This window comes from Sphingomonas sp. PR090111-T3T-6A (assembly GCF_000383095.1).
Taxonomy (GTDB): Bacteria; Pseudomonadota; Alphaproteobacteria; order Sphingomonadales; family Sphingomonadaceae; genus Solisphingomonas.
Genome location: NZ_AORL01000002.1, coordinates 26,137 through 46,238, shown reverse-complemented (window position 1 = coordinate 46,238; position 20,102 = coordinate 26,137). Strand labels below are relative to the sequence as shown.

17 protein-coding genes are annotated in these 20,102 nt (G+C 67.8%); 10 read left to right on the top strand and 7 right to left on the bottom strand.

Features of this window, described 5'->3' with window-relative positions; genetic code table 11:
• Positions 1 to 361 precede the first annotated feature (361 nt).
• The 3 genes from ST3T6A_RS21740 (at position 362) to ST3T6A_RS0100440 (ending at position 1,128) form a co-directional block, all read left to right on the top strand.
• On the top strand, positions 362 to 508 hold the full coding sequence (locus ST3T6A_RS21740; RefSeq protein WP_019830915.1) for a hypothetical protein: 147 nt from the start codon (positions 362 to 364) through the stop codon (positions 506 to 508).
• Positions 505 to 735, top strand: a complete 231-nt coding sequence (locus ST3T6A_RS0100445) for a hypothetical protein (RefSeq protein WP_019830914.1) — start codon at positions 505 to 507, stop codon at positions 733 to 735. The genes ST3T6A_RS21740 and ST3T6A_RS0100445 overlap by 4 nt, the downstream gene beginning before the upstream one ends.
• Before the next feature lie 105 nt (positions 736 to 840).
• Positions 841 to 1,128 carry a DUF1488 family protein gene (locus tag ST3T6A_RS0100440; RefSeq protein WP_019830913.1) on the top strand — a complete coding sequence of 96 codons (288 nt, stop codon included), beginning with the start codon at positions 841 to 843 and terminating at the stop codon, positions 1,126 to 1,128.
• Between the two features lie 8 nt (positions 1,129 to 1,136).
• Here the strand turns inward: ST3T6A_RS0100440 and ST3T6A_RS21300 are convergent, their stop codons facing one another.
• Both ST3T6A_RS21300 and ST3T6A_RS0100430 read right to left on the bottom strand, forming a co-directional pair.
• Complete coding sequence (locus tag ST3T6A_RS21300) at positions 1,137 to 1,274, bottom strand: hypothetical protein (RefSeq protein WP_019830912.1); 138 nt, start codon at positions 1,272 to 1,274, stop codon at positions 1,137 to 1,139.
• A gap of 133 nt (positions 1,275 to 1,407) precedes the next feature.
• Positions 1,408 to 1,863: a MarR family winged helix-turn-helix transcriptional regulator gene (locus ST3T6A_RS0100430; RefSeq protein WP_019830911.1), complete on the bottom strand. Its 456-nt coding sequence runs from the start codon at positions 1,861 to 1,863 to the stop codon at positions 1,408 to 1,410.
• 95 nt (positions 1,864 to 1,958) lie between these two features.
• Between ST3T6A_RS0100430 and ST3T6A_RS0100425 the strand changes: the two genes are divergently transcribed.
• Genes ST3T6A_RS0100425 through ST3T6A_RS0100415 form a run of 3 tightly spaced genes read left to right on the top strand, consistent with a single transcriptional unit; the run spans position 1,959 to position 6,093 of the window.
• A complete protein-coding gene (locus ST3T6A_RS0100425; protein ID WP_019830910.1) occupies positions 1,959 to 3,095 on the top strand; it encodes an HlyD family secretion protein in 1,137 nt (378 codons plus the stop codon).
• Positions 3,092 to 4,651 carry an MDR family MFS transporter gene (locus ST3T6A_RS0100420; protein ID WP_019830909.1) on the top strand — a complete coding sequence of 520 codons (1,560 nt, stop codon included), beginning with the start codon at positions 3,092 to 3,094 and terminating at the stop codon, positions 4,649 to 4,651. Before ST3T6A_RS0100425 ends, ST3T6A_RS0100420 begins: the two co-directional genes overlap by 4 nt.
• Positions 4,652 to 4,659: 8 nt before the next feature.
• Positions 4,660 to 6,093, top strand: a complete 1,434-nt coding sequence (locus tag ST3T6A_RS0100415) for an efflux transporter outer membrane subunit (protein ID WP_019830908.1) — start codon at positions 4,660 to 4,662, stop codon at positions 6,091 to 6,093.
• Between the two features lie 28 nt (positions 6,094 to 6,121).
• On the opposite strand, the gene ST3T6A_RS0100410 is transcribed toward ST3T6A_RS0100415, so the two are convergent.
• Entirely contained in the window at positions 6,122 to 7,183 is a 1,062-nt protein-coding gene (locus ST3T6A_RS0100410; protein WP_019830907.1) for a Glu/Leu/Phe/Val dehydrogenase family protein, read from the bottom strand.
• A 127-nt stretch (positions 7,184 to 7,310) separates the two neighbouring features.
• Here ST3T6A_RS0100410 and ST3T6A_RS0100405 point away from each other — a divergent pair, with 127 nt between their 5' ends.
• Positions 7,311 to 7,775 carry an Lrp/AsnC family transcriptional regulator gene (locus ST3T6A_RS0100405; RefSeq protein ID WP_019830906.1) on the top strand — a complete coding sequence of 155 codons (465 nt, stop codon included), beginning with the start codon at positions 7,311 to 7,313 and terminating at the stop codon, positions 7,773 to 7,775.
• A 9-nt stretch (positions 7,776 to 7,784) separates the two neighbouring features.
• Here the strand turns inward: ST3T6A_RS0100405 and ST3T6A_RS0100400 are convergent, their stop codons facing one another.
• Positions 7,785 to 9,818, bottom strand: a complete 2,034-nt coding sequence (locus ST3T6A_RS0100400) for an elongation factor G (protein ID WP_026359299.1) — start codon at positions 9,816 to 9,818, stop codon at positions 7,785 to 7,787.
• A 289-nt stretch (positions 9,819 to 10,107) separates the two neighbouring features.
• On the opposite strand from ST3T6A_RS0100400, the gene ST3T6A_RS0100395 reads away from it, so the two are divergent.
• Complete coding sequence (locus ST3T6A_RS0100395; protein WP_037537313.1) at positions 10,108 to 12,537, top strand: heavy metal translocating P-type ATPase; 2,430 nt, start codon at positions 10,108 to 10,110, stop codon at positions 12,535 to 12,537.
• 62 nt (positions 12,538 to 12,599) lie between these two features.
• Complete coding sequence (gene cueR, locus ST3T6A_RS0100390; protein WP_019830903.1) at positions 12,600 to 13,049, top strand: Cu(I)-responsive transcriptional regulator; 450 nt, start codon at positions 12,600 to 12,602, stop codon at positions 13,047 to 13,049.
• Here cueR and ST3T6A_RS22100 read toward each other — a convergent pair.
• The 3 genes from ST3T6A_RS22100 to ST3T6A_RS0100375 all read right to left on the bottom strand — a co-directional run bounded on the left by ST3T6A_RS22100 (position 13,046) and on the right by ST3T6A_RS0100375 (position 19,307).
• Positions 13,046 to 13,171 carry a hypothetical protein gene (locus tag ST3T6A_RS22100; RefSeq protein ID WP_019830902.1) on the bottom strand — a complete coding sequence of 42 codons (126 nt, stop codon included), beginning with the start codon at positions 13,169 to 13,171 and terminating at the stop codon, positions 13,046 to 13,048. The two genes, cueR and ST3T6A_RS22100, sit on opposite strands and share 4 nt — an antisense overlap.
• A 129-nt stretch (positions 13,172 to 13,300) precedes the next feature.
• Entirely contained in the window at positions 13,301 to 16,279 is a 2,979-nt protein-coding gene (locus ST3T6A_RS0100380) for a TonB-dependent receptor domain-containing protein (protein ID WP_019830901.1), read from the bottom strand.
• A 34-nt stretch (positions 16,280 to 16,313) separates the two neighbouring features.
• Positions 16,314 to 19,307 carry a glycosyl hydrolase family 28-related protein gene (locus ST3T6A_RS0100375; RefSeq protein ID WP_026359296.1) on the bottom strand — a complete coding sequence of 998 codons (2,994 nt, stop codon included), beginning with the start codon at positions 19,305 to 19,307 and terminating at the stop codon, positions 16,314 to 16,316.
• Positions 19,308 to 19,547: 240 nt separating this feature from the next.
• On the opposite strand from ST3T6A_RS0100375, the gene ST3T6A_RS0100370 reads away from it, so the two are divergent.
• On the top strand, positions 19,548 to 20,096 hold the full coding sequence (locus ST3T6A_RS0100370) for a gluconokinase (RefSeq protein WP_019830899.1): 549 nt from the start codon (positions 19,548 to 19,550) through the stop codon (positions 20,094 to 20,096).
• Positions 20,097 to 20,102 lie beyond the last annotated feature (6 nt).

Here is a 20,102-nt window from a genome sequence, read left to right as displayed (position 1 = left end):
CCGATACTTTTCTTGCCCCGGATTTGACCTCGGGGGACCGTTTAAAACGATCTCAAAAAGTTCGTCCGGATGCGCCTTGACGCATCCGATCCTGCAGTTCGGGTCATTCCGTTAAACCACTGTAGCGGTTCGAAATTTCCCCGTTGGAACCGGCCGTTGAAGGCGTCGTCCGCTGCGGTGAGAGGCCCTCTATAGGCACTCCCGAGGGCCGTCAACGATTCGAATGAACTTTTTTCGACAATCGCAAATCAACCCTGTCACGCGTCGCATCCCACCCCCTTTCCGTCGCTCTTCGACAGCGGGCGGCCATTCCGTGATTCCCCTGCCCGCGCTATGACCGGCGGGCATCGGAGGAACATATATGACGAAACGGACTATCGCCGCGATCGGCCTGCTGCTGGCGAGCCTGGCCGCCACGGCCTGCAACACGGTCAAAGGGGCCGGCGAGGATGCGAAGTCGGTCGGCCGGGTCTTCTCGGATCATCCGAACGGCAACGCCAACAAGTGACCGCCGGCGAGTTGCGCAACCTGCTGGTGACGGTTCTCGCCAGCGCGCTTGGGGGCGGCCGGGCGCGCTGGCGCAAGGCCGTTGCCGACATCAAGGTCTATCCCCTCCACACGCATCCGCATTGCAACTGGGAAGTGCGGGCCGCCGGCAACGCCCGCGAGATCGCCGAGGTCGAACGTGCGGTGGATCGGCTACGCGCGGACCATCCCTTCGTCGAGCAAGGCTGAGCCCGCCTTCCCTGTCCCACATAGGGGCATGGCGCCCTCCTCCCCGTCTTGCGGCACATGACGGGCGGGCGCAGCCTTTCCCCTCGGGATATCCGGGGGGGCGCCTTGAGCCAGACGGGCATTCACTTCCAGCCGGGCAGCGCTCGCTGGGTCCATGAACGCAACGGCATCGTCTTCCGTGGCATCGCGGACGGAAAGGCCGTGGACTTCCTCATCACCAGCGAGGCCCTGGCCCAGCTTTCGAAAGGGCGGGCCGGCCATCTCGGCCGGGAGGATGCGCTGCGCGTCTTCCATGCCTTCGAGGCGGACATTCATCGCATGGCCGGGCGGGAATTTTCCCGGCGCAGCGCCCCCTCTCCGATGCTGTTCGGCTGGCGGGACGTCCGCGACTGATCCGCGTGTCAGATCGTGAAGAGGCTGAAACCCATCAGCAGGAACAGCGTCACGCTCGCAAAGACGAAAAGCGCCAGCACCGCATCGTCGGACACAACCGTCTCGTGCACCGCGCAATCTTCCGCTTCACCCATATAGGCCCCCATCCCTGCCTCAGCCCTCTCCCCACCGGAGAGCCGCAAGCATGGAACCGGGCGTGCGCCCGCCTCCTTACCGAGGGGTGAATCGACGCGGAGCGTCGCGACGGGACTCGACCAATGTCGGCATTCCCTTGGGGAATCAGGCTTCGGCGTCGAGTTCCAGCAGCCGCGCGTTGAGCTTGTCGAGGAGCCCCACGAGCTGATCGCGCTCCTCCATCGTCAGCACGCCGAGCGTATCGACGATGAAGCGCTGCCGTTCCGGCTCGGAGGCGCGGACGGCTGCATCCCCCGTCTCCGTGATGGAGATGCGCTTGGCGCGGCGGTCGTCGGGATCGGGATCGCGGCGGACCAGACCGTCCCGCTCCAGCCCGTCTATGCCCTCGGTCACCGTCCGCGGCGCCTGGCCGAGCGCGGCGGCGATATCGATGGAACGCGTCGGCCCCATCCGCGCGATCATGATGAGCAGCTTGTGGCGGGCGAAGGAAGTGCCCTGCACGGTCATCCGTCGTTCGACCACGCGATGCGCGCGCAGATAATAGTCCCGCAGCGCATTGGCGACCCGCTCGCAGTCGGTGAGAATATCTTGAGGTTCCACAATAAGAGGGCTTGCCATATCTTCGGCTTTTGGGCAAGTCCCACGCTGAGAAACATCGTCATCGACCTGTGCCCAAAGGGAAAAGAGCCGAATCCATGGCCGATCAAACCGAATCGCCGACCGCCAACGGCAAGCGCGCCAAGCGCATGAGCCCCGGCACGAAGCGCATCCTGCTGATCGCCCTGGGCGTGGTCGCGGTGCTGATCCTGCTGTGGCTGATCCACTATGAGACCCGCGGCAAATATGTGGAGGGCACCGACGACGCCTATATCCGCGCCGACGCGGTGACGGTGAGCCCGAAGATCTCCGGCTATGTCGAGCAGGTGTTCGTCGCCGACAACCAGGACGTGAAGGCGGGCGCCCCGCTCGTCCGCATCGATCCGCGCGACTACAAGGCGGCGACCGCCCAGTATCAGGCGCAGATCGATGTCGCGCGGGCCAATGCCGACAATGTCCGCGCCGGCATCCGCGAGCAGGAAGCCGCCATCGCCGAGGCCGAGGCGCAGCTCGCCCGTTCGCAGGCGGATGCGCAATATGCCGCCGGCGAAGTCGCCCGCTACACCCCGCTTGCCGCCAGCGGCGCCGAGACGCGCGAGAAGCTGACGACGCTGCGCAATCAGGCGACGCAGGCCGCCAACACCGTCGCCGCGCAAAAGGCCTCGCTGGAGAGTGCCCAGCGTCGCATCGGCTCGCTCGAGGCGCAGATCCGTCAGGCCGAGGCGCAGGGCGAGGCGGCGCAGGCCCAGCTCGCCGCCGCCGACGTCAATCTCGGCTCGACCGTCATCAAGGCGAGCGTCGACGGCCGCGTCGGCGACAAGAGCGTGCGCGTCGGCCAGTTCGTGCAGTCGGGCACGCGGCTGATGTCGGTTGTGCCGCTGTCGAAGATCTACATCACGGCGAACTTCAAGGAGACGCAGGTTGGCCTGATGCGCCCCGGCCAGCCGGCGCATATCGAGGTGGACGCGCTGCCCGGCGTGGACCTGAAGGGCCATGTCGAGAGCGTCTCGCCCGGCACCGGCGCCGAATTCTCGCTGCTACCGCCGCAGAACGCGACGGGCAACTTCACCAAGATCGTGCAGCGCGTGCCGATCCGTATCGCCATCGATGCCGGCCCCGATGCCCGCAAGGTGCTGGTGCCCGGCCTGTCGGTGACGGTGAACGTCGATACCTATTCGGCCAAGGGCGAGATCGGCCGGATCAAGGATCAGGAGCGGAGCCGCGGCGGCCGATGAGCGACGCCTCCGCCCCTGCCGCGCCCGCGCCGCTGGAGAAGGCCGACGCTGCCGCCTGGCTGGCGGTGGCGGCAGGCACGCTCGGCGCGCTGATGGCGACGCTGGACATCTCGATCGTCAACTCCTCGCTCCCCACCATCCAGGGCGAGATCGGCGCCAGCGGCACCGAGGGGACGTGGATCTCCACCGCCTATCTGGTCGCCGAGATCATCATCATTCCCATCTCCGGCTGGCTGGAGCGGCTGTTCGGCCTGCGCACGCTGCTGCTGATCGTGGCGAGCCTCTTCGTCGGCTTCTCGATGATGTGCGGCTTCTCGACGACGCTGGGCATGATGATCGTCGGCCGCGTGGGGCAAGGCTTCACCGGCGGCGCGCTGATCCCGACGGCGATGACCATCATCGCCACCCGCCTGCCCCGCCACCAACAGCCGATCGGCAATTCGATGTTCGGCGCGACCGCCATCCTCGGACCCGTGCTCGGCCCGGTGCTGGGCGGCTGGCTGACCGAGAATGTGAGCTGGCACTACGCCTTCTTCATCAACCTGCCGGTGGGCGCCGCGCTCATCACGCTGCTGCTCGTCGCGATGCCGCACCAGAAGCCCCGCTTCGAGCTGCTGCGCGAAGCCGACTGGCTGGGCATCCTCGGCCTCGCGATGGGGCTGGGCGGGCTCACCGTCGTGCTGGAGGAAGGTGAACGCGAGCAATGGTTCTCGTCCGGCGAGATCCGCACGCTGGCGATCGTCTCGGCGGTGGGCTTCCTGTTCCTGTTCGCGGGGCAGGTGCTGGCCAGCAAGCCGGTGATCCGGCTCAAGCTGCTGCTGGACCGGCAGTTCGGCGCCGTGGTCGTGATGGTGACGACCGTCGGCATGGTGATCTACGGCACCTCCTACGTCATCCCGCAGTTCCTCGCGACGATCTCCGGCTACAACTCGCTGCAATCGGGCGAGATCGTGCTGCTTTCGGGCGTGCCGATGATGCTGATGATGCCGTTCACGCCGTGGATGGTGCAGAATATCGACATCCGCATCTCGGTCGGCTTCGGGCTGCTGCTGCTGGCGGTGAGCGCTTATATGGAGACCGATATCACCTCGCTCTCCACCGGCACCGCCTTCGTGGATTCGCAGCTCCTGCGCGGCGTCGGCACCGTCTGCGCGATGATGTTCCTGAACCAGGCGGCGATCCGCTCCGTTTCGCCCGAGCAGGCGGCGGATGCGTCCGGCCTCTACAACACGGCGCGCAACCTCGGCGGCAGCCTCGCGCTCGCCGGCATCGCGGTGATCCAGGATCAGCGCGTCTGGCTGCACAGCCGCCGGATCGAGGAAGCGCTCCCCGCCAATTCGGTGTTCGTGCAGGATTACATGGCCGGACAGGCGCAGAGCCTCGGCGGACAGGCGGCCGCCTTCCGCTCGCTCGGCAACATCATCTCCTCCCAGGCGCTGACGATGACCTACGCCGATCTCTTCTGGCTGCTCACGGTCGGCATCGTCTGCGTCATTCCGCTCGTCCTCTTCCTGCGACCGCTTCCCAAACATGCGAAGCCGGTCGCCGCCCATTGAGTAACGCCATGCGCCCGATCGCCCCGACCCTCGCTCTGCTCGGCCTGCTCGCCGGATGCACCGTCGGCCCCAACTATGCCGGGCCGCCCAAATCCGCCACGCAGACAACGGCCTTCGCCCGCGCCGGAGACGCCGCCTCCGCCACCGCGCCCGTCGCGCGCTGGTGGGAAGCGCTGGGCGATCCGGTGCTGAACGATCTCGTCGCCCGCACGCTGGCCGCCAACCCGAACGTCGCAGCCGCGCAGGCTCGCCTGCGGCAGGCGCGCGCGGCGCTGCGCGTGGAGCGGGCAAACGAGCTCCCCAACATCAGCGGCACCGGCTCCTATGCCCACGCCCATCTGCCGGGCATCGATTTCGGCAGCTCGGATAATGGCGGCTCGGGCAATTCCGGCGGCGGCTCGACCGATCTCGACGTCTACAATGTCGGCTTCGACGCGAGCTGGGAGATCGACATTTTCGGCGGCCAGCGCCGCGCCATCCAGGCCGCGCGCGCCACCGCCGAAGTGGCCGAGGCCAACATCGCCGATACGCAGGTGAGCCTCTCGGCCGAAGTGGTGCAGGCCTATGTGAACCTGCGCGACCGGCAGCGGCGGATCAACCTCGGCAACAATTCGATCGCGATGCAGGAGCAGATGCTGGAGCTGACGCGCCAGCGCCTCGGCCGCGGCACCGCCTCGCAGCTCGACGTGACGCGGCTGGAAAACCAGCTCGACAATTCGCGCGCCGAGATCACCCCGCTCCACGCCGAGGCCGAAGCCTATCTCGACGAGCTGGCGACGCTGACCGGACAGGCGCCGGGCGCGCTCGACGCGACGCTGACCCCGGTGAAGCCGCTTCCCCTGCCCCCGGCCGAGGTGGCGGTGGGCGACCCGGCCGCCCTCCTCCAGCGCCGGCCCGACATCCGCGCCGCCGAGCGCACGCTCGCCGCCGACACCGCGAAGATCGGGCAGGCCGAGGCCGCGCGCTTCCCGAAGGTGAGCTTCATGGGCCTCATCGGGGTCGGCGGGTCGGATATCTCCGATCTCACCAAGCTCGACGATTTCGTGGCGCTGGTGGCGCCGCAGATCAGTTGGGATTTCCTCGATTTCGGCCGCAACGCCGCCAAGGTCCGTCAGGCCGAGGGCGTGCGCGACGAGGCGGAGGCGAAATATCGCGCCACCGTGCTGGCGGCGCTGCGCGATGCGGAGGATTCCCTCTCCCGCTTCCGCTACGGCCGCATCACCGTCGCCACCCGGGCCCGCGCCAAGGCGGAAGCGGACCTCGCGCTCCAGCTTTCCGAGCAGCGCTATCGCGCCGGCACCACCACGCTGATCGACCTGCTCGACGCCCGCCGTCAGCAGATCGCCGCCGAACAGAATCTCTCGATCGCGGAAGCCGGCCTCACCGGCGATTTCGTCGCGATCCAGAAGGCGCTGGGCCTCGGCTGGGCACCGCCCGCCTGAACGCTTCAGGCGGGCGGCGCGCGCCGGGTCAGGCCGCGTCGCGCTCCAGCGCCGGGCCACCCGCGACGATGCTGCGGGCGAGCTGATCGGCAGCGAGGTTGGTCGGCAGGCCCTCCGCCGCGGCGAGGTCGAGCACGCGGCCGAGCCGCTCGCCCGTCGCCTCGACGCGGGCCACCGCGTCCGCCGTGGACCAGCCCAGATATTCCGCCGCGACGTTGATGATGCCGCCGCCGTTCACGACATAGTCCGGCGCATAGAGCACGCCCTTGTCGGCCAGCCGCGCGCCGTCCTCCGCCGTGGCGAGCTGGTTGTTCGCAGCCCCGCAGACCACGCGGGCCTTCAGCGAGCCGATCGTCTCCGCCGACAGGATCGCGCCGAGCGCACAGGGTGCGAACACGTCGGCCTCCACCGACAGGATGTCTTCGACCGGCACCGCCCGCGCGCCCGTCGCCGCGACGACCCGATCCACCGAGGCGGAGGCGACATCGGCCACCACCAGCTTCGCGCCCGCCGCGTGCAGCATCATCGCCAGCGCCTCGCCGACATGGCCGACGCCCTGCACCGCCACGGTCACGTCCTTGAGCGCGCGGCCGAGATACCGCTCCACGGCGACCTGCATCGACAGGAAGGTACCCCGCGCCGTCCAGGGCGACGGATCGCCGCCGGGGCGACCGTCCTGCGGAGGAAGCCCGGCAACGTGACGCGTCGCCTCCGCCACCGCGCGCATGTCGTCCACCGACGTGCCGACATCCTCGGCGGTGACGTAGGAGCCCTTCAGCTCCTCCACCGCCGCGCCGAAGGCCCGGAAGAAACGCCTCCGGTCGAACGCGCCTTCCGGCCGTCGCAGCACCGACTTGCCGCCGCCGAGCGGCAGGCCCGCCAGCGCATTCTTGTAGGTCATGCCCTCGGCGAGGCGGAAGGCGTCCGCCGCCATCGCGTCGGCCGAATCATAGCTCCAGACGCGGCAGCCACCCGCCGCCGGCCCGAGCGCGGTCGAGTGGAGCACGATGATGCCCTCGAGCCCCGCCGCCTCGTCGCGCACCAGATGCGCCTGCCCGGCCGAGGCCCACTCGCTCACGCTCAGAACCATGTTTCCACTCCCTTGGATCAAACTCACCTGAACATCGCCCGTTCTGGGAGAATTTTCTCACCTCATTCACCGGATATGCGCTAGGATAAGGATGGATTTTCCTCCCATCGACTATTTTCAGGTTTTTATGTCCGACGATCTCGACGAATTCGAACGCAAGATCCTGCGCGAGCTGCAACGCGATGCGAGCCAGACCACGGCCGAGATCGCGGAGAAGGTGGGGCTGTCGCCCTCCCCCTGCTGGCGGCGGATCGATCGGCTGGAGCGCGAGGGCTATATCACCCGGCGCGTGGCGATCGTGGATCGGCGCAAGGTCGGCCTCAACGCGCACATCTTCGCGCAGGTGAAGCTCAACGCGCACGGGCGCGCCAATCTGGACGAGTTCGGCAAGACGATCCGCGCCTTCCCCGAGGTGCTCGACGCCTATGTGCTCATGGGCACGGTGGACTTCATGCTGCGCATCGTGGCCCGCGACATCGAGGCTTATGAGCGCTTCTTCTTCGACAAGCTCAGCCAGCTTCCGGGCGTGCAGGAAATCAACTCCACCGTCGCCCTGTCGGAGATCAAGTCGACGGTGGCGTTGCCGATCTAAACGCCCGCTCTAGGCGATCGCCGCGCGCTGGCGGATCACCTCGCCGGTGAGCTTGGGCGAGACCTCGGCGAAACGCTCGAAGTGCGCCTCATATTGCCCCATGCCCTGCGTCAGCGAGCGGAGCTCAGCCTCCAGCCCGTGCAGCTCCGCCTCGGGGATCAGCGCCTCGATCATGTCCCAGTGCGACCAGCCGTCCTTGCCCGCCATTCCCAGCATCTGCCCGCGCCGGCTCGCCACCGCCGATCCGACCCGCGAGGTGGCGCTGCCCGGCGCGCTGATCGTCACATGGTCGACCGGTTCCAGCAGATAGGGCACGGCCGCCGCCAGCCCCTCGCTCATCGCCATCCGCCCCGCGGTGCGGAAGGCCAGCTCGGAGCTGTCCACGCTGTGGAAGCTGCCATCGACCAGCGCCACCGCCACATCCACCACCGGAAAGCCGAGCGGCCCCGCCGCCATCGCGTCGCGCACGCCCTGCTCGACGGCGGGAATCCATTGGCGGGGGATAGCCCCTCCGGTGATCCTGTCCTCGAAGCGGAAGCCCTCGCCCCGCTCCAACGGCCGGATCTCGATCACCACATCGCCGAACTGGCCATGGCCGCCGGACTGCTTCTTGTGCCGGCCACGCTGGCTGACCGGTTTGCGGATCGACTCCCGATAGGCGACGCCCGGCCGGTGCGAGGAGACGGTCACGCCGTAGCGGCGTTGCAGCCGGTCGAGCGTCACCGCCAGATGCTCGTCGTTGATCGCGTGGAGCAATGTCTCGCGCGATCCCTCGTCATGGCTCCAGCGCAGGCCGGCATCCTCCTCGGCCAGCCGGTTGAGCGCGACGGAGAGGCGCACCTCGTCCTTCTGGTCCTTCGCGGCGATGGCGAGCGCGCAATTGGCGATCACGGGCTCCGCCTCCGCGCAGCCCGCCCCGGCGCAGCGACTGCCGACACCGACGATCTCCCCCGCGATCAGGCCTTCCGCCTTGGCGATGCCGACGATATCCCCGGCCTCGATCGCGCCCACCTTGGTGGTGCCGGCGCCCTGCATCGTGGAGAGCGCGCCGGCCCGCGTCCCCGGCCCGTCGGAGCGGACCAGCTCGGCCCCTTCGGTCAGGCGGCCGCCGAACATCCGCGCGATCGCCAGCCGCCCGATCGTGCTGCCGTAGGAGACCTTGAGCACGCGAAGACCCGCCCCCTCGATCCCGAGCCGCGCGGCGGTGGCGGCGGCCTGCGGGGTGTCGTGGCGCAGCATCTTGAGCAGCCGGCGAATGCCGAAATCATTGAGCGCCGAGCCGAACAGCACGGGCACCACCAGCCCGTCGCCCGTCTCCCGGTTCAGATCGCCGAACAGGGTTTCGAGGCTGGGCGCTTCATCCGAGATGAGCTGTTCGAGCAGCGCATCGTCATGATCGGCGAGTTGCTCGAGCATGTGGAAACGCGCACTTTCCTCCTCGCCGCGCAGGCTGTCGGCGACCGGGATCTGCTTCGACGGCTTGCCCTGCTCGTAATGATAGGCCCGCTCCAGCGCGAGATCGACGAAGCCGGTGACATGCCCGCCCTCGCGGATCGGCAACTGGCGCGCGACCAGCGCCGCGCCGCTCATCGGCTGAAGCGCTTCGAGCAGTTCGGGGATGGAGCCTCGCGCCTGATCGATCTTGTTGACGAAGAGGGCGTGCGGAACGCCCATCGTCTCCAGCCGGCGCAAGATCGGTTCGACCAGCGGCGCGCGGACCGGATCGGGATCGACCACGACCAGCGCGAGATCCGCCGCGGGGAGCGCGCTCGCCGCGTCCGCCGCGAAGCCCGGCGATCCGGGTGTGTCCAGCAAAGCGAAAGGACTGTCGAGATAGGTGAACCGCATCAGGTTCATCTCGGTGGAGCCGCCTCGGGCGCGGGCCTCGGGGCTCGCATCGCCCACGCAATTGCCTTCGCTCACCGCGCCGGGTCGCTGCACCGCGCCCGCCGCATAAAGTAACGCCTCCGCGAGGCTGGTCTTTCCCGCGCCCGCGGGTCCGACGAGGGCCACGACCCTCGGGGCGCAACCGTTGCCTTCCATGATCGCTCTCCCGGTCTTCCCATTGAAACTGTTTGGCAGATCACGAGTCGCGAGAGTCCGCGCATGTTGGCTTCATGGCAAGCCCGGCCGCGCATCGCGGCCATCGCCAAAGGTTTTACGCTTTCCGGATCACCCGCGCCCGGTCCGTGATCGCCTCCCGCCGGGCGGATCGCAGCCATGCTCCCTATCATCGGGAAAGGCCTCAAAAAAATACGCGGCCCGATGCTTGACCTTCCCAATATGGGAAGCCCCATCTGAAACGGCAGTGAAGGACGACGGGATCAATTCGATGGGTTCGAGCACTGCCAGCGCCAGCCTGCGTATCGAGGGCATGTCCTGCGCCTCCTGTGTCGGACGGGTCGAACGGGCGATCCGCGCCGTGCCGGGCGTCGCGGAAGCCTCGGTCAACCTCGCCACGGAGCGGGCGGATGTCCGTTTCCATGCGGACGCCCAGCCGATCGCCGTGGTCGAGGCGATCCGGGATGCGGGTTATGCGACGACCGAGGAAACGCAGGAGTTTGCCGTCGAGGGCATGACCTGCGCGTCGTGCGTGAGGCGGGTGGAGCGGGCGCTGAAGGCGGTGCCGGGCGTCACGGATGCCGGCGTCAATCTCGCGACCGGATGGGCGACGGTCCGCCATATCGCCGGCATCGCCGACGCGACCGCCATCGAGGCCGCCATCGAAAGCGCCGGCTATGCGGCCCGGCCACTGTCTTCCGGCGACGACAGCGCCGATCGCGAGACGGAGACGCGCGATCGAGAGTTCGCCAGCCTGCGCCGCGCGCTGATCGCCGCATCCCTGCTCACCCTTCCCGTCTTCTTGATCGCGATGGTGCCGGGCTTCGGGAGCCATCCGCTGATCGAGTTCGCGCTGGCGACGCTGGTGCTGTTCGGGCCGGGCCTGCGCTTCTACCGCAAGGGCATCCCCGCCCTGCTGCGCCGCGCGCCGGACATGAACTCGCTGGTCGTGCTGGGGACGGCCGCGGCGTGGGGCTATTCGGTCGTCGCGACCTTCCTGCCGCGCGTGCTGCCGACGGGCACCGCGCACCTCTATTACGAGGCCTCGTCGGTCATCGTCACGCTGATCCTGCTCGGCCGCACGCTGGAAGCCCGCGCCAGGGGGCGGACCTCGCAGGCGATCAGGCGCCTTGTCGGCCTTCGCCCGAAAACCGCGCGCGTATTGCGGGACGGCGAGGCGCGCGACGTGCCGCTGGACGAGGTGGCGTCGGGCGATCTGGTGCAGGTGCGCCCCGGCGAACGCGTGCCCGTCGACGGCGCGGTGATGGAGGGCAGTTCGCTGGTCGACGAGGCGATGATCTCGGGCGAGCCGCTGCCCGTCCGCAAGGAGCCCGGCGCCGAAGTGACCGGCGGCACGATCAACAAGACCGGCAGCTTCACCGTCCGCGTCAGCCGCACCGGCGCCGACACGCTGCTCGCGCAGATCATCCGGATGGTCGAGCAGGCGCAGGGCTCCAAGCTGCCGATCCAGGCGCTGGTCGACAGGGTGACGGCGTGGTTCGTGCCGGCGGTGATGGCGGCCGCCTTCGCCACCTTCGCGATCTGGATGGTGTTCGGGCCCCGCCCGGCGCTGGGCTTCGCGCTGGTCAACGCGGTGGCGGTGCTCATCATCGCCTGCCCCTGCGCCATGGGGCTGGCGACGCCGACCTCGATCATGGTCGGCACCGGCCGCGCCGCCGAATGGGGCCTGCTGTTCCGCAAGGGCGAGGCGTTGCAGGCGCTGCGCGATGTCGGCGTGGTGGCGCTCGACAAGACGGGCACGCTCACCGTCGGTCGGCCGGAGCTGACCGATCTGGTCGCCGCCGAAGGCTTTGAGGTCGACGACGTGCTGGCGCTGGTCGCTGCGGTGGAAGCGCGATCGGAGCACCCCATCGCCACCGCCATCGTCGAGGCGGCGGACGCCAAGGGTCTCGCCCGTGACGGGGTGAGCGGCTTCGAGGCGCTGCCGGGCTATGGCGTCACCGCGACGGTGGACGGCCGCAAGGTCGTGGTCGGTGCCGACCGCCTGATGGCAAGGCACGGGATCGGCCTCCTCCCCTTCGCAGAGGCCGCAGCCCGGCTCGGCGAGGAGGGCAAGAGCCCGCTCTATGCCGCCATCGACGGCCGGCTCGCGGCCATCCTCGCTGTCGCCGATCCGATCAAGGGGACGAGCCCCCAAGCCATCGCCGCGCTCCATGCGCTGGGTCTGCGGGTGGCGATGATCACCGGCGACAACCGCCGGACCGCCGAGGCGATCGCCCGGACGCTCGGCATCGACGAGGTGGCGGCGGAGGTGCTCCCCGCCGGCAAGGTGGAGGCGCTCCGCTCGCTGCGCGGCGAGGATCGCCGCATCGCCTTCGTCGGCGACGGCATCAACGACGCGCCTGCGCTGGCCGAGGCGGATGTCGGCATCGCGATCGGCACCGGCACGGATATCGCCATCGAGAGCGCGGACGTGATCCTGATGTCCGGCGACGTGCGCGGCGTGCCCAACGCGATCGGATTGAGCCGGGCGACGATCCGCAACATCCACCAGAATCTGTTCTGGGCCTTCGCCTACAATGTGCTGCTGATCCCGGTGGCGGCGGGCGTGCTCTATCCGGTTTCGGGGACGTTGCTCTCGCCGATGCTCGCGGCGGGCGCGATGGCGATGTCGAGCCTGTTCGTGCTGGGCAACGCACTGAGGCTGCGGCGCGTCGCCCCGGCGCTGGCGCTCGGCTGACGCCCTTGCGGGCCGCCCCGCCTCCGCCGATATCCTCCCCTCGCAGGACACAGGATCGCCAGATGAATATCGGACAGGCCGCCAAAGCCAGCGGCGTCTCGGCCAAGATGATCCGCTATTATGAGTCGATCGGCCTCATGCCCGCCGCCGAGCGGACCGAGGCGGGCTATCGCTCCTATGGCGAGCGGGACGTGCATACGCTGCGCTTCATCCGCCGCGCGCGCGATCTCGGCTTCTCGGCCGATCAGATGACCGAGCTGGTCGCGCTGTGGAGCGACCGGGGCCGCGCCAGCGCCGACGTGAAGGCGATCGCGCTTCGCCACGTAGCGGAACTGGAACGCAAGGCGCATGAGCTTCGGGAGATGAGCGAGACGCTCAAGCACCTGGCGGCGACCTGCCATGGCGACGGCCGGCCCGATTGCCCGATCATCGAATCCCTCGCCGGCGAAGGCGTGCTCGACGACGCCCCGCGCGCGCCGCGCGGCTTCGGCCGGATCAGGGCTATCCGTTAGAGGCGCCTGGCCGCGCGAAGGCTGCGCCGGCTCTGCGCCAGCCTGCGCAGCCGGGCGCGGATGGCGACGGGGCTCTCGACGTCGGCGGCGGTGAGCGCGGGAATGATGTGGCGCGGCGGCATGTCCTTCCTCTGCCGGAAGGTGCGGGGCCTCGCCAATGAAGCCTGTCACTCGCTGAAATCGGCCACACCGATCTGTCGCGGAACAGGCGAAGGCCGCCCTCGGCTGGCGAGGGCGGCCTGTCGTCCCGATCAGAAGTTGTAGCGCACGCCGACGCGGAACATGCGGCCCAGCACGTCATAGAGCTGCGGGTTGATGTCCACGCCGGTGTTGGTCTGCGGCGAGGGGGTGGGATCGCGGTTGAACAGGTTGTCGACCTTGAAATAGACCTGCCACAGCTTGGTGACGTTGTAGGAACCGCCCACGTCGAAATAGAAGGCGCCCTTCATCTTGTTATAATCGATGGTCGGATTGTTGTTGGTCGAGACCGGGCAATTTCCGGCACCGCAGACGATGTACTGGGTTCCGAACACGCCGTCGCTGAACCAGCGCTGGGTGAGCGTGATGCTGAACTTGTCGGTGTCGTAGCTCTCGACCCCCAGCAGCTTCCACTTCGGCGTCGCGCCGCTGTTCACGCCCGCCTGCTGGATCGGGATCGCGCCCGGCAGGCCGTTGTTGGTGATATAGTTGCGCACGTTGGTCGCCAGACCGCGGATCGACAGATTGCCGTCGAGGCCCAGCGGCCGCTCCCACCGATAGCTCGCCTCGATATCGAAGCCGTCGGTGAAGATCGAGGCGAGGTTGAACGGCTGGACGTTGACGTAATTGCCCGTGTTGTCCGGCGAATCCAGGAAGAAGGAGCCACAGAGCTGGGTCACGCCGGCATGGCAGTAGTTGATCTGGTCCTGCGCCGAGAGCGACGAGATCGCGCCCTTGATCTTGATCCGGTAATAATCGAACGAGAAGCTAAAACCGGGCAGCCAATGCGGCCGCGACAGGGTGAAGCCCGCCTCGGTGTTGCGCGCGATTTCCGGCTTCAGGTTCGGATTGCCGACCGTGTTCTGCGACACGTTGACCGAGCGGTTGTTGAACGGATCGAAGACGTTCGGCACGTTGACCGAAATCGGCGCCGCGAACAGCTCGGACAGGTTGGGCGCACGCACGTCGCGCGAGGTCACCGCGCGCAGGCGGACGCCGTCCAGCGGCGTATCCCAGGTGCCGCCGATCTTCCACGTATAGACGGTGCCCGACGTGCTGTAGTCCGTCCAGCGGCCGGCCATGTTGAGGTTGGCCTTGCCGATCGCGTGCGAATCGAACAGCGGCACGTTCAGTTCGAGGAAGGCTTCCTTGACGTTATAGGTGCCGCGGCCGTCATGATAATTGCCGGCATACCAGTTGCCGCCGGCGCTGTTCAGCAGCGGATCGGCGGGATAGTCGGTGTCATAGACATTGTCGCCGGTGACGCCGTTGCCATAGACGTCGCCGTTCACCTTATAATGTTCACGCCGATATTCCGCGCCCAACGCGACCGAGAGCGGCCCCGCCCAGAGCGACACGGGCTGGCCGTTGAGGCTGAAGCTGGCGGCGTCCTGCGACTGGCGCGTGTGCTGGAACGGGCCGTGGCCAGGCTGGATATAGGCAAGCTGCTCGGCGCTGAGCGGGGCACCGCCGATGATGTTGATCGGCACGCAGCCATTGGCGCGCGCCACCGGGTCCGCGCACACGATCTGGCCGTTGAGGCTGATCGCCTGGATCGCCGCGTTGTAGCGCGGCACCAGCGTCATGTTCTGCACGCGGATGTCGGTGACATTCTCGCCATGCTCGTAATAGGCGTCGTAGCTCCAGTCGCTGCCGAGCGCGGTGAACTTGCCGTCCGCCCCGCCGACGAAGCGATACTGGGTACGCTCGGGGCTCACCTTGATGTTGGGCAGGATCGCGTTGCTCACGCCATATTGGAAGCTGGTGATCCCGTCCGCCGCGCAATCGGCCTGGATTTCAGCCGGCACGAAGGGATTGTCGCATTGCAGCGTGATGCCCGATCGCGCCATGCCCGGATTGGGCTGGTTCGACGTCCGCACCCGCGCGACGTTGACGGTGGCATAGATCTCGTTCTCGGGCGCGATGTCGAAGCCGATCCGGCCATAGCCGTTGAGGCGCTGGAGCCGCGACTGGAGCGAGGTGCCGATGCCGACATTGCCCGACAGATCGCCGCCCTGGCAGAAATTGTAGCAGCCCGCCACGGTGCCGGCCGCATTCTTCGCCGGCACGCCGTTCGAGCCGTATTGATAGGCGAAGGGATTGCCGTTGAAGTCGAAGGCGGTGCCCTGGAGCGGCCCAGCGGTAATCAGGCCATATTTGCCATATTGATAGGCCTGCGCATGTTCGCGGTAGAGATATTGCGGCGAGCCGTCATTGGTGACGCCGCGGTTGAGGAGCGTGGCCGTCGTATACCAGTCGCGCCCGCCCGGCGCGTCCTCGCCGAAGCCGCCGGCCGGCACGCCGTCCTCATGGTCATATTCGCCGCTCACCTCGACATGCAGGCGCCCGTCGAGGAAGCTCTTTCCGGCCGCCGCCTGGAAGAGATACTGGCCGTCGTCGCCATAGGTGGTCACGCCGCTCTGGACGTTGGCCTTGAAGCCCTCGAAATGCTTGTCGGTGACGAAGTTGACGACGCCACCCACCGCGTCCGAGCCCCAGGAGGCCGAGGCGCCACCCGTCACCACATCGACGCGCTTGATGAGGAGCTGGGGCATCAGGCTGATGTCCGGCACGCCGGTGACGTTGGCGCCGACGATGCGCTGGCCGTCGAGCAGCGTCAGCGTGCGGATCGTGCCGAGGCCGCGCAGCGAGAAGGAGCTCAGGCCCTGCGTGCCGCTCGACGTGCTGTTGGTGCCCGTCGTGACGCCGGTGGAGCCCTGCAGCGAGGGCAGCTCGGCGATGGTGTTGAAGATGTTGGGCTGGGCCTGCTTGGCGATGTCCGCCGTGCCGAGCACCTGCGTCGGCGTCGGCGCGGAGAAGCCGCTGGCGGTGATGCGCGAACCGGTGACGATGATCTGCTGCGGCTGGGCCTCGTCCTGCGCCGGCTGGGAGGCGCTGGGGGCCGGAGCCGGCGCGCTCGTGTCCTGCGCGTGCGCGGGGGCGATCAGCGCGAAACCGGCGATGGTGGCGCTCGCCAGCAACATCGCGCGGCGCCTCAGCGCTGCCGGAATGCGGGGCGTCGTGTCGATCATGATATCCTCCCTTTATGTTTTGATGTTGCGTCGATCAGGGCTTGGCCGCGTACAGAGCGCGGTGCGTGAGAATGAAGAGCGTGCGGCCGTCCGCGCCGCCGAACAGGATCTGGATGGGCCGTTCGGGCACCATGATCCGGCCCAGCGCCTTGCCGTCCGCCGCGTAGACGAAGACCTCGCCGTTCAGCACATAGACGCGGCCGTCCGAGCCTTGGGCAACGCCCTCGCCGCCACGGCTGGCGAACGGCTTGAGATCGGTGATCTGCCCGGCCGCGCCGACGAGGCCGCTGTAGGTGCGATTCTCCGAACCATTGACCACGAACACCCGCTCGCCCGGCTTCGCCGTCACGAAGCCGTAGCTGTCCAGCGTGTCGGACCAGCGCCAGCCGAGATGGTTGGTCGGCCCCTGCGTCAGCACCCGATAGGCGGGCAGCGCGAGGCTGCCGTCCGGCGAAACATATTCGCGGGCCTTCGCCGTGCCCGCATCTCGGACATACATGTCGTGCAGCGTGGTGAAATGCATGGTCTTGGGATCGAACTGATCCTTGAACTCGCCGTTCACCCAGGTGTTGACCGGCAGTGCGATGCTGCCCCCCGGATGCTGGCCCACCGGCGTCGGCTGGATCAGCGTTATCGGATCGGTGGTGCCCGGCTTGAAGCTGTAGACCGTTCCTTCCGGCCCGTCCGAGGACAGCACGATCAGATTGCCGGACTTGTCGAAGGTGAGGTTGACCGGATCAAGCGGCGCATCGCGCTCAATCGAGAGGCCTTCCTTCTCGCTCCAGCCATAGATGCGCTGGAAGCGGTGATCGACGAAGTAGAGCTTGCCCGAAGCATCCACGGCCGCGCCGGAGATCGAGTAGAAGCCATCCTCCAGCTTCTCCACTGGCGCCAGCGAGGCCGGAGCCGCCGCCACCGGATCGGCCGGCACGTCCAGCGTCGCGAACTCGCGCTGACGCACCGCCAGCTTGTGGGTCATGTCGAGAATAGCGTTCTCGAACGGGAATTTGCTCGCGCGCAGATAGGTGGCGCAGCCATTGGCATCGCAGGTGGCGAAACCGCTTTCGGCGTTCACATGGACGTTGCGGAAGCGGATGTCGGACGAGTTGAACAGCCGCACCGCCGTCAGCGCCGGCTTGATCGTCCGGGTGACGCGATAGCCATGATAGTTGGCGAACAGGATGTTGCGCGAGTTGCGCACCTCCAGCGACACCGTGTCGACGCCGTCGCGCACCTCCTGCTCGGTCTGGGGGGCGAGGAACTCCCAGTTCTCCACGCCGTCGAGCACGATCTCGTTGCGGACATGATGCTCGTTGGAAAGCTCATAGACATGGCCTGGCGTCTTCGTGTTGGTGACGACGAAACCCGCCTGCGCGAAGGTGTTGGGCGACCAGACATCCGCGAAGGTGCCGCCGCCGCCATCGGTCACCCAGATGCTCGGATGCTGCCCGTCCCAGCGATAGGCGGGCTTCGACATGTCGAGATGCTTGCCGTCGGCCATCAGCGTGCCGCCGCCGCCCTGGATCTTGACGTCATCGACGAGCGAGCTTTCGCCGGCCTTCCAGATCAGCGCGCTCGCCCGCGGGTTCACGCCGCCCGTGAACAGGCCGAGGCCGGTGACGATGTTGGTGCCGCCCTGCGGCGACTCCACCAGCGCCTTGGCCGGGCCGACGCCTGCATAAGCGGGGGCATTGTCCGGCAGGACGATCTGGGCCCGGCTCGGGTGCAGGCCGATCAAGACGGTGTCGGGCCTCAGCTTCAGCGTGTCGCTGACGACGTAATGGCCCATCGGGAAGTACAGCACCCGATGGCTGGCGATCGCCTGCTGGATCGCGGCCGTATCGTCGGTCGAGCCGTCGCCCTTCGCGCCCAAGCCCTTGACGCTGGTCCATTCGGACACCGGCGGCAGGTCGCGGATTGCAGGCGACCGAGCGGCCGGAAGCGAGGAAAGCGGCTCCGCTTCCATCTTCGTCGCGAACTGCCCCGCATCGCCGAAGCCGGAGAGCGCGAGGCCGTAGTTGAACGCCTTGACCCGATAGGCCGCCCCGGAACCGGCGACCGCCTTTCCGCTATCGCGGAAGCGCGCGAAGGTCGGCGTCTTGCTCGCGATCGCATTCTCGAAGCCAATCTGGGTGTAGGCGTTGCCCTCGTTCGAGATGATGACGCCGGCTTTGGCGACATTCTCGAAGCAGACGTCCTTGCCCCACAGCCAATCACCATAGCCCTGATCGATATCGATCCCGACCGGCACATCCGAGATACGGACGTTGACCAGGGTCAGCCCCGCCTCATGCTCGCGGATCGCCGCCTCGCGCTGGCCATCGAACGAGGAGTCGATCAGCGTGAACTGCCACGCCGGAGAGGTCTTCTCGGTCAGGATGCCATAGCGGCCGCCATGGAAATGCACGTCCTCCATGACGTTGCCGACCTGATAGGCCCCCGCGAGGCCCGACCCGATGCGCATATCGACATGCCGCAGGAAACCATGCTGCGCGACGCGGAAGCGCACGCCCGTCGCCGCCGGATTGCCTGCGCCGATCTCGATGTCGACATTGCTCAACGCCGAATAGAAGGTGCTCGACGTCGCATCCTGGATCTTGCGGTCGAACGGCACGCTGGTGGTCGGCGGGAAGGCGACGGTGCCGATCTGATACTGATCCTCGCCGGTGAAGCTCAGCATCGTCTTCACGCCGGTGGCGAAGCCGGGGGTGCGGTCCCCCAGAACGATCACCGGCCGCGTCGGCCCGACCCCGAAGACCCGCACCGCCGAGCGGACGAAGACCGTGCGCGTGATGCGGTAGCGCCCCGACGGCAGGAAGACGATACCGCCCTTGCCCTTCGCGAAGGCGGTGTCGATCGCCTGCTGGATCGCCGCGCTGTCGTCGGCCTTGCCGTCGCCCACGCCGTGGACCGTCACGGCACCGCCGTCCGCCGGCGCCACGGGGAGCGCGGAAGGCACGGCCAGCACCGCCGTCATGGGAGCGATAACAGCACCGAGAGCAGCCGCCGCCATCCAACGCGATTTCATGCGATCCCCGCTTGTTGTTCCAGAAGCCACAAGGCGGGTGCGCCGACGCGTCGCCGCGTGCCTCCCGCATGGAATTTGATCGGGCCTAATCGCTCTTCACGGGTGAAACAGCCGCGACCAAGGTCGTAATTGGCAAGCGTGTCGAATCCGCTTGATAACGTTGTCGGTTTTCCCCGACTGGCGGCCTGGCGAAAGCTGGGCCGCATTTTTTCGGGGCCAGCAAACACAAAGGGAAGAGACGTGCAGACGCAATCCGACACGGCCGGTTTCGGGCCGAGGGCGATCATCGTCATGGGCGTCAGCGGCAGTGGGAAGTCGACGCTCGGAGCGGAGCTGGCGCGCGCGCTGGGCTGCCGCTTCCTGGAAGGCGACTCGTTCCACGACGCAGCGGCCGTCGCCAAGATGCGCGCCGGCATACCTCTCGACGACGCCGATCGCTGGCCATGGCTGGACCGGCTGGGCGCGGGCATCCGCGAGGCGGTGCTGGCGGACGGGGTGGCGGTGGCGGCCTGCTCGGCGCTCAAGCAAAGCTATCGCGAGCGGCTGGCCGGCGCGACCGGGCTGCCGGTCGCCTTCATCCTCCCCGAGGCGAGCCGTGAGGAACTGGTCCACCGGATGAACAACCGGCCGGGCCATTACATGCCCGCGAGCTTGCTCGACAGCCAGCTCGCGACATTGGAACAGCCGGAGGCGGGGGAACCCGTCCTCGTGCTCGACGGTGCCCGCCCGCTCGACGAACTGCGCGAGGCCAGCCTCGACTGGCTGCGCCGGACCGATACGCCGCGCTGACATCCG